Annotated in this window: 12 protein-coding genes; 6 read left to right on the top strand and 6 right to left on the bottom strand. The window is 71.1% G+C overall.

Features of this window, described 5'->3' with window-relative positions; translation table 11 throughout:
* Position 1: 1 nt before the first annotated feature.
* Positions 2 to 982 (top strand): DNA polymerase domain-containing protein, encoded by a 981-nt coding sequence (locus DMH01_RS40625; RefSeq protein WP_125684497.1) that lies wholly within the window; start codon positions 2 to 4, stop codon positions 980 to 982.
* A 116-nt stretch (positions 983 to 1,098) separates the two neighbouring features.
* Positions 1,099 to 2,373, top strand: a complete 1,275-nt coding sequence (locus DMH01_RS40620) for a class I SAM-dependent methyltransferase (RefSeq protein ID WP_125684495.1) — start codon at positions 1,099 to 1,101, stop codon at positions 2,371 to 2,373.
* 153 nt (positions 2,374 to 2,526) lie between these two features.
* Here the strand turns inward: DMH01_RS40620 and DMH01_RS40615 are convergent, their stop codons facing one another.
* From DMH01_RS40615 to DMH01_RS40605, 3 genes are all read right to left on the bottom strand, one after another.
* Positions 2,527 to 3,948, bottom strand: a complete 1,422-nt coding sequence (locus tag DMH01_RS40615; RefSeq protein WP_125684493.1) for a cation:proton antiporter — start codon at positions 3,946 to 3,948, stop codon at positions 2,527 to 2,529.
* Between the two features lie 41 nt (positions 3,949 to 3,989).
* On the bottom strand, positions 3,990 to 5,123 hold the full coding sequence (locus tag DMH01_RS40610; RefSeq protein ID WP_125684491.1) for a nucleotide disphospho-sugar-binding domain-containing protein: 1,134 nt from the start codon (positions 5,121 to 5,123) through the stop codon (positions 3,990 to 3,992).
* 131 nt (positions 5,124 to 5,254) lie between these two features.
* Positions 5,255 to 6,757, bottom strand: a complete 1,503-nt coding sequence (locus tag DMH01_RS40605; RefSeq protein WP_125684489.1) for a leucyl aminopeptidase — start codon at positions 6,755 to 6,757, stop codon at positions 5,255 to 5,257.
* 133 nt (positions 6,758 to 6,890) lie between these two features.
* On the opposite strand from DMH01_RS40605, the gene DMH01_RS40600 reads away from it, so the two are divergent.
* Together DMH01_RS40600 and DMH01_RS40595 are read left to right on the top strand one after the other, a co-directional pair.
* Entirely contained in the window at positions 6,891 to 7,760 is an 870-nt protein-coding gene (locus tag DMH01_RS40600) for a hypothetical protein (RefSeq protein WP_125684486.1), read from the top strand.
* Entirely contained in the window at positions 7,753 to 8,379 is a 627-nt protein-coding gene (locus DMH01_RS40595) for a DUF402 domain-containing protein (RefSeq protein WP_125684484.1), read from the top strand. Before DMH01_RS40600 ends, DMH01_RS40595 begins: the two co-directional genes overlap by 8 nt.
* On the opposite strand, the gene DMH01_RS40590 is transcribed toward DMH01_RS40595, so the two are convergent.
* Complete coding sequence (locus tag DMH01_RS40590) at positions 8,376 to 8,696, bottom strand: hypothetical protein (RefSeq protein ID WP_125684482.1); 321 nt, start codon at positions 8,694 to 8,696, stop codon at positions 8,376 to 8,378. The genes DMH01_RS40595 and DMH01_RS40590 overlap by 4 nt on opposite strands.
* A gap of 117 nt (positions 8,697 to 8,813) precedes the next feature.
* Here DMH01_RS40590 and DMH01_RS40585 point away from each other — a divergent pair, with 117 nt between their 5' ends.
* Complete coding sequence (locus DMH01_RS40585; RefSeq protein ID WP_125684480.1) at positions 8,814 to 9,917, top strand: branched-chain amino acid aminotransferase; 1,104 nt, start codon at positions 8,814 to 8,816, stop codon at positions 9,915 to 9,917.
* A 95-nt stretch (positions 9,918 to 10,012) separates the two neighbouring features.
* Here DMH01_RS40585 and cobT read toward each other — a convergent pair whose 3' ends face one another.
* Entirely contained in the window at positions 10,013 to 11,089 is a 1,077-nt protein-coding gene (gene cobT / locus DMH01_RS40580; protein ID WP_125684478.1) for a nicotinate-nucleotide--dimethylbenzimidazole phosphoribosyltransferase, read from the bottom strand.
* A gap of 93 nt (positions 11,090 to 11,182) precedes the next feature.
* Here cobT and DMH01_RS40575 point away from each other — a divergent pair, with 93 nt between their 5' ends.
* On the top strand, positions 11,183 to 11,851 hold the full coding sequence (locus DMH01_RS40575; protein WP_125684613.1) for a 2-C-methyl-D-erythritol 4-phosphate cytidylyltransferase: 669 nt from the start codon (positions 11,183 to 11,185) through the stop codon (positions 11,849 to 11,851).
* On the opposite strand, the gene DMH01_RS40570 is transcribed toward DMH01_RS40575, so the two are convergent.
* A complete protein-coding gene (locus tag DMH01_RS40570; RefSeq protein ID WP_125684476.1) occupies positions 11,848 to 12,252 on the bottom strand; it encodes a hypothetical protein in 405 nt (134 codons plus the stop codon). The two genes, DMH01_RS40575 and DMH01_RS40570, sit on opposite strands and share 4 nt — an antisense overlap.
* Positions 12,253 to 12,358: the final 106 nt, after the last annotated feature.

The following is a 12,358-nucleotide window of genomic DNA, read 5'->3' as shown; positions in this document are numbered from 1 at the left end:
GATGGCGGCCAAGTACGTCGAGCTGCAGGTGCGTTCGCCCGAGGGCGAGCGCGCCGTCCGAGTGTCCAATCCGGACAAGATCTATTTTCCGGACCTCGGCGCGACGAAGCTCGAACTGATCGAGTACTTCGTGGCGGTCGGGGCCGGGCTGCTGACGGCGACGCTGCACCGCCCGACCACCCTCGAACGGTGGCCGGGCGGTGTGCAGCCGGAGTCCAAACTCACCGAATGGAACGGGGCGCGCGGCTCGGCGTTCTTCCAGAAGCGGCTGCCCAAGGGCGCACCGGACTGGGTCCGGACGGTCCGGGTCCCGGTGAACGACGACATCGTCCTCGACGAGGTCTGCCCGACCGAGCCGGCGGTGCTGGTGTGGGCCGCGAACCTCGGCACGCTGACGTTCCACACGTGGCCCGTCCGTGAAGGCGATCTCGGCCGCCCGGACCGGCTCCAGATCGACCTGGACCCCGGCCCAGGACGCACGTTCGCCGACATCGTCCTGGTGGCTCAGGAGCTGCGTGCGCTGCTGGCGGAGTTCGGGATGACCGCGGGCCCCAAGACCTCCGGCAAGGGCGGCCTGCACGTCCTGGTGCCCATCGCACCGAAGTGGTCCTTCGCCGACGTCCGCCGGGCCGCGATCGCGCTGGGCCGGGAACTCGTCCGGCGCGGGCCCGAACTGGTCACCATGGAGTGGTTCAAGAAGAACCGCGGTTCGCGTGTGTACTTCGACTACAACCAGGTCGCCGCGACGGTCGGTTCGGCGTACTCGGTGCGCCCCACCCCGCGCGGCCTCGTGTCCGCCCCGCTGACCTGGGACGAGCTCGCCGACGCCCAACCGGCCGATTTCGACATCCGCACCATGCCCGTCCGCTTCGCCGCCGTGGGGGACCGGCACGCGTGGCTGGACGACGCGGGCCACGACCTGACGCCCCTGCTGGAGCAGGCCGAGCGCGACGAGCGCGCCGGTCTTCCCGATCTGCGCTGAGCCGCCGCTTTCCTCGGCAGGTCAGGAGACGCCGCCTTCGCGTGCGCGGACGACCATGGATCTGGAGACAGCCCGCAGCACCAGTAGGCGAACGATCACTTCCATCAGGAGGCACGATGCAGGACGTCATCAGGACAATCGACACCTGTCGGGTGTGTGGCGCCGATGACTGGCTCGAGGTCTACTCGTTCGGGTCGCACCCGTTGGCGAACGGTTTCCTCGAGCCGACGGACCCGCTCCCCGAAGAGCCCGCCTTCCCGCTGGACGTCGTGGTGTGCCGGGACTGCCGGCTGATGTCGATCCGGCACGAGGTCCGGCCGGACGTGATGTTCAGCGACTACGTCTACGTGACCTCGGAGTCCGCGCTGATCGCCGGGCACATGGAGCGGATCGTCGACTGGGCGCACGAGCGCGCCGGCCTCACCGAGGGCGACCTGGTCGTCGAGCTGGGCAGCAACATCGGCACCCAGCTGACCTACTTCCAGCGCCGCGGGCTGCGGGTGTTCGGGGTGGACCCGGCGCGCAACCTGATCGAGATCGCCAACGAGAACGGCGTCCCGTCGCGGGCCGCGTTCTTCGGCCGCGAATCGGCGTCGCGGGTCGCGGCCGAGCACGGCAAGGCGAAGTTCGTGCTGGGCAGGCAGTGTTTCGCGCACATCCCGGACGTCCACGACGTCCTCGACGGGGTGACGTCGGTGATCGCCGACGACGGCGTCCTCGCCATCGAGGTGCCCTACCTGGTGGATCTGCTGGCGGAGAACCAGTTCGACACGATCTTCCACGAGCACTTCTCGTACTACTCGGTGTCCACTTTGGACAGGCTGTTCTCCTCGCACGGTCTCCGGCTGATCGACGTCCAGCGGGCGCCGGTGCACGGCGGGTCGATCATCGTCTTCGCCACGCCCCAGGACAGCCCGGTGACCACGCGGGACACCGTCGGGGCGATCCTCGGGCACGAGCGCGCGCTCGGGCTGCACAGCGACCGGCCGTACCTGGAGTTCGCGGCGAACACCGCGTCGGTGATCGACCACATCCGCGACTTCGTGCGCGGCCTGGTCGCCATGGGCAAGCGGGTCGCGGGCTACGGCGCTCCGTCGAAGGGCTGCGCGCTGCTGCAGTTCTGCGGGCTGACCGCGGCGGAGATCGAGTTCGTCACCGACACCACCAAGGGCAAGCAGGGCAAGCTCACCCCGGGGACGCACATCCCGGTGTGCTCGCCGGAGGAGGCCAAGGACACGCCTCCGGACTACTACCTGCTGCTGGCGTGGAACTACGCCGACGAGATCATCGCGAACGAGCACGAGTTCCTGGACGCGGGCGGCCGGTTCGTGGTGCCGATCCCGTCGCCTCGCGTGGTGTCGAGCCGGTGGCGGGACGCCGCCGCGGCCTGAGCCGGACCCGCCGATGCCCCGTCGCCTGCGCGACGGGGCATCGTGCTTTGCGTAACTCGCGTGATCGAAGGCGTAACTCGCGTGATCAGAGGCGCAACTCGCGAGTTACGCCTTCAATCACGCGAGTTACGCCTCTGATCACGCGAGTTACGCTCAGGGGCGCGGTACGGGAAGCCGGCTCGAGCGCCGCTGCCGGGGCACCTCCACCAGCGTCCCCTCCCGCCGCGCGAACCACGTCGCGAGCGGAGCGGCCATCGCGGTCGAGATGAGCGCCATCAGCACCAGCATCGTGAACAGCGTGGGGGACAGGACACCGAGCTGGAGCCCGACGTTCAGCACCACGAGTTCGGTCAGGCCGCGGCAGTTCATCAGGGTGCCGATCTGCAGCGAACGGTTCCAGGTCTCGCCGACGCTGCGGGCCGCGATCGCGGCGCCGCCGAGTTTGCCGACCACGGCCACGAACACGATCGCGGCGCACCACAGCCACAGCCCGCCGTCGGCCAGCAGGCCGATGTCGGTCCGCAAACCGCTGTAGGCGAAGAAAAGCGGCAGCAGGACGGCCGCGGTCAGCCCGCCGGTGTTCTGGCGCAGCCACGATTCCGCCGCGTTGCCGCGCGGGAAGACGAGGCCGAACATGAAGGCACCGAACATCGCGTGCACGCCGATCCATTCGGTCGACATCGCGCACAGCAGCACACCGACGAGCGCGAGCGGGGCCAGCTTGCGCAGGGCGCTCTCGGAGGTGCGCCGCACGAGCCGTTCCAGCAGCGGCCGGGCCACCAGGAGCAGGAACGCGATGAACACCGCCGCCAGCACCAGGGTCACCACGACACCGGTCAGCGACGACGCCGTCACGAGGGCGACGACGACCGCGAGCAGCGTCCACGCCGTGACGTCGTCCACCACCGCGCAGGTCAGCGCGACGACGCCCACCTCGGTGCGGAGCAGCCCGACGTCCTGGAGGATCCGGACCAGCACCGGCAGCGCGGTCACGCTCAGCGAGACACCGAAGAACAGCGCGAACGCGAGGAAACCGATGCCTTCCGGCGCGAACCGCGTGTAGGCGAAGACCGCGAGCGCGACGCCGAGCAGGAAGGGCACCGCGATGCTGACGTGGCTGACCACCACCGCGAGATGGCCCTTGCCGCGCAGCAGCCGGGTGTTGAGTTCGAGGCCGGTGAGGAACACGAACAGCACGACCCCCACCTGGGCGAGGGCGTTCAGTTCCGGCAGCACCGAAGGCGGGAACAACGCGGCCGCGCCTTCCGGCCAGACGGCACCGAGCGCGGACGGGCCGAGCAGGATGCCCGCCGCGATCTCCCCGATGACCGGCGGCTGGCCGATCCGCTGCAGGAGCGCCCCCACGAGTTTGCAGGCCGCCACCACGACCGCGATCGCGAGCAGGAGGTGCGCGAGCGGATGCCCGGCGACGGTCTCCACCGTGGTCGTGGAAGTGCCCTCGCCGTCGCCGCCGACGAGGAGGCCGACCGCCAGCAGCACCGGCGCGACGACCAGCAGGCCGTAGACGGCGATCGCGCGGCCGCGCCGCGCTCGTGTGCTCGTTTGCTCGGACATTCCCATCACTCCCTCATCGTGTGCGCCGCCGGGGCGATCGGTCAGGCCGCTCTGCCGAGCGGTTCCCGCGCCAGATCCACCAGTACGCGCACGGTGTCCGCTGTGGACGGTTGAGCGGCGATCTCGGCGGCCACGTCCGACGCGGCGCGCGCGTACCCGGCCCGGGCGAGCACCTCGCCGGTGCGGGCGGCCACGGACGCGGGGGTCACTTCGTCCGGCAGCAGGCGCAGCCCGGCACCCGCCCGCACCACCGCTTCGGTGTTGTCGAACTGGTCGTCGAAGACGGGCAGCATCACCTGCGGCCGTCCGGTGGCGAGCGCGGTGAGCGTGGTGCCCTGTCCGCCGTGGTGGATCACCGCGTCGCAGGCGCCGAGCGATTGGGACAGCGGCAGCCAGCCGAAGTGCCGCACCGCGTCCGGCAGGGCGGGCCAGCGGGCCGCCACGGCTTCGGAGACGGCGACCACGAGTTCGACGTCCAGTTCGGCCAGCGCGAGCAGGACCGGATGCCACGCGGACACGACGTCCTCGCCGATCCGGGGGACGACGGTGCCGAGCGTCATGCAGACCCGGGGCCTGGTGCGGCGTTCGAGCGCCCAGCCCGGGACGAGCGCGTCACCGTTGTACGACTCGTGGCGCACGCTGAGATGGCCGCCGGCGTAGGGCAGCCGCAGCCCGGGCGGCCACGGATTGAGCGAGGCGCGCGGGGCGGGCAGCCCGGTCAGTCCCCGGGCGGCGAGCGTGGGCCGGAGTTCGTCGGCCGCGGCGATCCGGTACTGCGGCAGTGCCGCGCGACCCCAGTGCAATTCGATCTGGGGGATGCCGAGGGTGTGCGCCGCGATCGGGCCGGCGAATTCGGCGCGCTCGCTGACGACGAGGTCGGGCCGCCAGTCGCGGAACAGCCGCTCGGTACGGGGGAGCCGCTGGCGGGCGATCCGGCCGAACGCCCGCCCGTTGGCGTACTCCTCGTCCTGGACCCCGCCGTGGGTCACCAGGTCGACGAAGTCCGCCGCCTGCCCGCACGAGGCGATCGGCAGCCCGGACCGGACGGCGCCGGCGGTGAAGCCGTCCGTGGTGACCATGAGGACGTCGTGTCCCGCCGCCCGGCACGCCCAGGCGAGGGGCACCAGTGGATAGAAGTGTCCCGGCAGGCCGATCGCGGTGAAGGCAATGCGCACATCGATCAAGGTCGCATTCGCGGTCCGGCACTCGCGTCTTGTGGGTTGCGACCCGGGCGCGTGCGAGGAACGGTCCGTTCCTTGCGAAATTTGCAAGGAACGGACCGTTCATGGCGCGTTCAGGAGCGGTGTCAGCCGTTCGCGGCGATGTCCGCGAGGACCGCGGCGATGGTGCGGACCGGGACGCCGGTGCCGCCCTTGCCGGTGTAACCCCACGGCCCGGCGGTGTTGAACGACGGGCCCGCGATGTCGATGTGCGCCCAGGGCAGACCCTCGGTGACGAACTCGCGCAGGAAGATGCCCGCGGCGAGCATGCCGCCCCAGCGGTGGCCGGTGACGTTGGCCAGGTCGGCGAGGCGCGAGTCGAGGTCGGCGCGCAGCTCCTCCGGCAGCGGCATGGCCCAGCCGCCCTCACCGGTGGCCTGCGCGATCGAGGCGACGCGGTCGCGGAACTCGTCCGAGCCCATGACGCCCGCGGTGCGGTTGCCCAGCGCAACGACCTGCGCGCCGGTCAGGGTCGAGGTCTCGATCAGGTAGTCGGGGTTCTCCTCGCCCGCGCGCACGATGGCGTCGGCCAGCACGAGACGGCCTTCGGCGTCGGTGTTGAGGACCTCGACGGTCTTGCCGCCGTACATGCTGAGCACGTCGCCCGGCCGGTACGAGGTGGCCGAGGGCAGGTTCTCCGCCAGCGGGATGTGCGCGACGACCTCGAGCGGGTACTTCAGCTTCGCGGCCAGCACCACGGAGGCGAGCACGGCGGCCGCGCCCGACATGTCCGAGGTCATGTGGTCCATGTTCGCGGCGGGCTTGATCGAGATGCCGCCCGAGTCGAAGGTGATGCCCTTGCCGACCAGCGCGACCTTCTTCGACGCCTTCGCGGGCTTGTAGGCGATGCGCAGCAGGCGCGGCTGACGCGACGAACCGCCGCCGACGCCGAGGATGCCGCCGAAGCCCTTGCGCTTGAGGGCCTTCTCGTCGAGGACCTCGAAGTCGAGGTTGTTCGCCTCGGCCAGCGTCTTCGCGCGGTCGGCGAAGGAGGCCGGGAACAGGTCGTTCGGCGGGGTGTTGATCAGGTCGCGGGCGACGATGACCGACTCGGCGATCAGGCCGGCGGCCTTCAGGGTCGCCTTGTGGTCCTTGGCGGCGCCCTCTTCGGGGCTCACGAAGTCGACCTTGGCGACCGGGCCGTCACCCTTCTCGGAGCGGTACTCGGTGAAGGAGTACGCGCCGAGCACGGTGCCTTCGACGGCGGCCTGGAGGTCGATCGCCGACAGCGTGACGAACGCGCGGTCGGTCCCGCTCAGCGCCCGCGCGGCGGCACCGGCGCCCCGGCGGACCTGCTCGGCGGTGACGCCGTCGGCGCCCGCCTTGCCGAGGCCGACGGCCAGCACGACACCGGCGGACAGCTTGCCCAGCGTCGGTACCTTGACGATCTCGTCGGCCTTGCCGGACGCGCCGAGCGTGCCGAGGACGTCGGCGAGCTTGCCGTCGAAGGCGGAATCGGCGACGGAGGAGCCGGCGGCGAGCGCCAGGCCGTCCTCGCCCTGCAGGGTTCCGATGACGACGACGTCGGCGCGCGTCTTGGCAAGCGCCGCTTCGGCGTTCTCGGTCAGGGCAAGCTTCGGCACGGTCACTTCTGGCTCCTCGCGCGTTCGCGGTGGTACCGGGCGGCCGCCCGGTTGGATCGTGAGCCATGCTAATGACAGCGGGACCTGGGGTAACAGCGGGGCCGATCGGGAAACTGGATGACACTGGAAGGGAGACGGCGTGCGGCTGGCTGGCGGTCTGCTCATCGCACTGGCGGCGGGCACCTCCGGGGCGGATTACTGGGTACTCGCCGCCGTCGTGGTCGCGGCCGTGGTCGCCGTCGCGGCGGAGGCACTGCTACCGCCGGTGGGAGACACTCGGCCCGACCGGATCGCGGGCTCCGTTTCGCGGCTGGGCCTGGTCCTGGTCTTCGCGACGACGTTCGGCCAGTACGTCTTCCCGTCGGCGCCGGGAGCCGCTGCCGCGGTGTTCGCCGTCGTGGTGACCGTCGCCGACCTGGCCGGGGTCCGCCTCGGCGACTACGCCGCCCGCTGGGTGACCGGCCTGCTGCTGGCCGCGGCCGCGTCCCTGATCGCCATCTGCGTCGGGATCCCGCCGCTGGCGCAGTTCATCGCGCCGGACCCGCCGTCCGTGCCCGGTCTCGGCCTCGCCGTGCTGGTGCTGCTGCCGTTCCTGCTGCCCCGCCGTCCCGGCGCGGGCCGCGCCGCCGCGGTGGGCGCCGTGGCCGTCGCGATCACCGCCGTCGCCCTCTATCAGCTCGGACCGGTCCGGCTGGGGCTTTCGGCGACGTCGTTCCATGAGCTCCTCGCCGCGGCCGACGCGGTCTCGCTGCTGCCGGTGCTGACGGTCGTGGCCGCCGTGGCGACCGTTCCCGTCGCGGTGGACGCCTTCACCGACGGACGCGAGCGGCTTTCCCCGGAACGTCCGAAGGCGACACTCGCTTGTGGACTGATCGTGGCCGTCGCCGCGGCCTTCGCTGGGCCGGTCGTGGCCCTCGGGCTCGCGGGAGTGGGAACGCTCGCCGAACTGGTTCTGCGGGTCCGCGCCCGTCGGTACCGTTCAAAGAGTGACCGTTCAAGGCGTGCATGATCCTCTCTGGACCCCGGGCGACACGGTCGTCGAACGCTTCCTGCGACCGGACGGCTCGATCGGCCAGCACCACCCGCTGCGCGTGATCTCCGACGACGGCACCGTGCTGCTCGGCTGGCTGCCCGCGGACACCCCGATCGTCGGCAGCAGGCTCGCCGACGGGCGGTTCTTCCGCGAGGCGCCGCTGGAGGAGCGGTTCCGGGTGCCGAGGGTGCGCGTGGCCGACCACTGGCGTGACACCTCGACGCTGCGCCGTATCGCCGACGACGAATGGTCGTCGGTCTGGTGGTTCTTCGACGCCGACGGCCGCTTCCTGAACTGGTACGTCAACCTCGAGGTCCCGCTGGGGCGCACACCGTCGGGACCCGACCGCATCGACGGCATCCTCGACGTCGCCGTCGAGCCCGGCGGACGCTGGCAGTGGAAGGACGAGGACGAGGCGGAGGAGGCCGTCCTCGCCGGCCGTATCACCGCCGGTCAGCTGGAGCGGCTGCGCGCCGAGGGCGAGCGGATCGGGGCGCTCGCGGACGCCGGGCGGTTCCCCTTCGACGGGACGTGGACCGACTTCCGGCCCGACCCGGACTGGCCCGCGCCCGGCCTCCCCGAGGGGTTGCTCTAGCTCACCTGGAGGAGCAGGAGCAGCACCAGCACGACGTTGATCACCGTGAGGATGACCACCGACTTCGTGCCCAGTTCGCGCGGGAACACCTTGCCGTGGATGCTCCTCCACCAGAAAATGCCGAAACCGCCGGCGACCAGGCCGAGGAACGCGCCGAAGCCGCTGTCGAGCAGGGCCCAGCCGTCCATCATCAGCACGCCGGTGCCGAAGGTGAGCAGCACGGCCGTCGCGAAGGTCTTGACGTCCGCCCCCGCGCCGGGGGTGGCAGGCTTGGCCGGGTGGGCCGGTTGGGCGGGCTGCATCTGGTTGTACGTCACGCCGCCATCCTAGGGCGAAGGCCCCTCCCGTGTTCGTCGTGACGGACAGATCGCGGGAGGTAAAGATATGCGGACGTCCGACTAACGTGGGTCCGACCAAGCGTTATCGTCTTAGTCATGACGACCTCGACGCAGTTCACCCACCTCCCGCACCCGAGCCCCGCGAGCCCGGAACGCGTCGCGGACGTATTGGCCGCACCCGGCTTCGGCCTGCACTTCACCGACCACATGGTGACCGTGAAATGGAGTGCCGAACAGGGCTGGCACGACGCCACCGTCGGGCCGTACGCGCCACTCACACTCGACCCGGCGACCTCCGTGCTGCACTACGGCCAGGCGATCTTCGAAGGACTCAAAGCGTACCGCCAGCCGGACGGCACGATCGCGGCGTTCCGGCCCGACGCGAACGCGATCCGGTTCCGCAACTCGGCCGAGCGCCTCGCCATGCCGCAGCTGCCGGTGGAGACCTTCCTCGACTCGATCCGCGAGCTCATCGCGGTCGACGCCCGCTGGGTCCCGACGAAGCCGGGCGAGTCGCTGTACCTGCGGCCGTTCATGATCTCCACCGAAGCCGGGCTCGGCGTCAACCGGCCCGCGAACGAGTACCTCTACGCGCTGATCGGCTCGCCCGCCGGCTCGTACTTCTCCGGCGGCGTGAAGCCGGTGAGCGTGTGGCTCTCGACCGAGTACGTGCGCGCCGTCCCCGGCGGCACCGGCGAGGCGAAGTGCGCGGGCAACTACGCGGCGTCCTTCGTCGCGCAGGCGCAGGCCGTGGAGAAGGGCTGCGACCAGGTCGTGTGGCTCGACGCGGTCGAGCGGCGCTGGGTCGAGGAAATGGGCGGGATGAACCTGTTCTTCGTCTTCGGCTCCGGTGACGAGGCCCGCGTCGTGACCCCGGAACTGACCGGCTCGCTGCTGCCGGGCGTGACCCGCAAGTCCCTGCTGGAGCTGGCGAAGTCGTTCGGGCACCAGGTCGAGGAGCGGCGCATCTCCACCGACGAGTGGGAGAAGGCGGCGGCTTCCGGCGAGCTGACCGAGGTGTTCGCCTGCGGGACCGCGGCGGTCATCACGCCGGTCGGGCACGTGAAGCACGCGGGTGGCGAGTTCTCCGTCGCGGGCGGGCAGCCCGGCGAGCTGACGATGAAGCTGCGCGGCGCGCTGACCGGGATCCAGGAGGGCACCCGGCCCGCCCCGGAAGGCTGGATGCACCCGCTGGGCTGAGCCTCAAATCCGTGAAGGCCTCCTTCCCTACCTTGAGCGTAGGGAAGGAGGCCTTCACGGATTTTCGCATTCAGAGGACTAAAAGCGCGGGGGCGTCAGGAAGCGGGGGCCTCGATCAGCGGCCCGCTCACCCCGGCCTGCTCGTGCGTGGCCATCTCCGCGAGCACCCGCGTCGCCATGAACACCAGCGGCAGCGCCGCGACCGCGCCCGTCCCCTCGCCGAGACGCACGTCCAGGTCCAGGATCGGGTCCAGGTCGAGGTGCTCCAGCGCCAGCGCGTGCGCGGGTTCGCCGCCCCGCTGGCCCGCGGCCCACCACTGCCGAGCGCCGGGGACGAGTTCCTCGGCGACCAGCGCGGCCGCGGAGGCGACCAGACCGTCCAGGATCACCGGCGTCTTCCGGAGCGAGGCCTGTGCGAGGAAACCCGCCATCGCGGCGATGTCGGCGCCCGCGGCGGTGCGCAGCAGCGCGACCGGGTCGGCCAGCACGGTCCGCGCACGCCGCAGCGCGTCCCGGACGGCCGCGGCCTTGCGCATCCAGGCGTTGTCGTCGATTCCGGAACCGCGGCCGACGACGGCCACCGGCTCGCTGCCGGTCAGCGCCGCGACCAGCACCGAGGCCGGCGTGCTGTTGCCGATCCCGAGATCGCCCGCGATGAGCAGGTCAGCCCCGCCGTCGACCTCGGCGTCGGCGATCGCCCGGCCCGCGCGGACGGCGGCACGCGCCTCCTCGTCGGTCAGCGCGTCCTCGACGTCGATCGAGCCGGACCCGCGCCGCACCTTGAACTCGCCGATCGACCGCGTCGCGGGGGCGTCGCTGTCCACGGCCATGTCGACCACCCGGACGCTCGCGCCCGCCGAAGCCGCCAGGACGTTGATGGCCGCGCCGCCGGTCAGCATGCTGCCGACGAGTTGCGCGGTGACCTCGCCCGGATAGGCCGAGACACCCTTCGCGGCGATGCCGTGGTCCCCGGCGAACACCACGACCCGGGGCCGCGTGAACGGCCGCGGCGGCGACTGGCCCTGACAGGCCGCGACCCATACGCCCAGTTCTTCGAGCCTGCCCAGCGAACCGGCCGGTTTGATCAGTTTCGAGTGCAGGGCGATCGCCGCCGAGCGCGCGTGTTCATCAGGCTGCTCGACTTCGGCGAACTCGAGGATTTCGTCGTCCAACGCCTTGCCCCTTCGGATCGCTTCGGTGGCCGGGCCCAACCTACCCACCCGCCTGTGTCAGAGTTGCCTGTGGCTCAGACGAAGGCCGCCGGGGTGGTGCTCGCGAGCGGAGCGGGCACCCGGGTCGGCGCCAAGCTCAACAAGGTGTACCTGCCGGTGGCGGGCAAACGGGTCGTCGCGTGGTCGCTCGACGCCTTCGCCCGCGTGCCCGGAATCGACGTGCTCGTGCTGGTCGTCCGGCCGCAGGACACCGGACTCGCGCGGGAGGTGCTCGCCGCGCATCCGGGCGAGGTCGAACTCGTCCACGGCGGCGCGACGCGTCAGGGTTCGGAGCTGAACGCCTTGCGCCACTTGACTTCCCGTATCGAGAGCGGCGAGATCGACGCGGTACTGCTGCACGACGCGGCCCGTCCGCTCGTCACCCCGGAACTGATCGCGGACGTCCTCGCCGACACGCGGCGGTACGGGGGAGCGGTGCCCGGGGTCGCGGCCGACGACATCGTGCGCGTCGACGGCGACACCGTTTCCGGCGCGCTGCCCGGGGCGATCAGGGTGCAGACACCGCAGGGTTTCCGCGCGGCCCCGTTGCTCGAAGCCTACGAAACGGCCGAGCGTGAGGGTTTCGTCGGCACGGACACGTCTTCGTGCATGGAAAGGTTCTCCGCGCTGCCGGTGCGGTGGGTTCCGGGCAGCGCGGAGAACCTCAAGATCACCTACCCGCACGACCTCGTTGTCGCCGAGCAGGTGATCGGCCGAGGTTAGGGATCTCCCTGGTCGGCCTTGGTCGGGATGGCGGGCAGGATGGTGACCGGCTGGCGCGCCTCCATCGGGATCACGCAGTCCGGATGTGGTTGCAGCAACTGGATCGGCGCGGCGGCGTCGCCGGGCGGCGGGATGGTGAGCACCGCGCGCAGGGTCCAGTCGGCCGTGGAGTGGTACTGCCACGAGACGAGCGCGGGGTGGAAGACGTCCGTGTCCGGGAGGGTCGTGACCCGGAAGGCGCTCGCCCGTTCTTCCCCGCGGAGGATGAGGACGTCGGCGCAGGTGTCCCACTGGAACACCGCGGCACAGACCTCCGGTTCCTCCCGGGGGCCGAAGATGTAGACGACCCACCGGCGTCTTCGAAGCTCTTCGAGCAGTTCGTCGATGCTCAGGTGGTTCATCGAGCCCCCTAACGGGTTTCGGGAACTTCTCGGAGAGTAACAGGTGTACTAGAGCACCGTCCAGAATGTGTACTAGTACGTAATAATGGGGTGTGAGCAGGATCCT

The sequence above is a fragment of the Amycolatopsis sp. WAC 04182 genome, from assembly GCF_003947465.1.
GTDB lineage: Bacteria > Actinomycetota > Actinomycetes > Mycobacteriales > Pseudonocardiaceae > Amycolatopsis.
This window is presented reverse-complemented; position numbering and strand designations above follow the sequence as displayed.

What these genes read in the sequence shown, in the direction of transcription:
- DMH01_RS40585 (WP_125684480.1), top strand. Translation starts at nt 8,814, where the DNA reads ATGACGACCTCGACGCAGTTCACCCACCTCCCGCACCCGAGCCCCGCG.
- DMH01_RS40615 (WP_125684493.1), bottom strand. Translation starts at nt 3,948, where the DNA reads ATGTCCGAGCAAACGAGCACACGAGCGCGGCGCGGCCGCGCGATCGCC.
- DMH01_RS40620 (WP_125684495.1), top strand. Translation starts at nt 1,099, where the DNA reads ATGCAGGACGTCATCAGGACAATCGACACCTGTCGGGTGTGTGGCGCC.
- DMH01_RS40570 (WP_125684476.1), bottom strand. Translation starts at nt 12,252, where the DNA reads ATGAACCACCTGAGCATCGACGAACTGCTCGAAGAGCTTCGAAGACGC.
- DMH01_RS40625 (WP_125684497.1), top strand. Translation starts at nt 2, where the DNA reads ATGGCGGCCAAGTACGTCGAGCTGCAGGTGCGTTCGCCCGAGGGCGAG.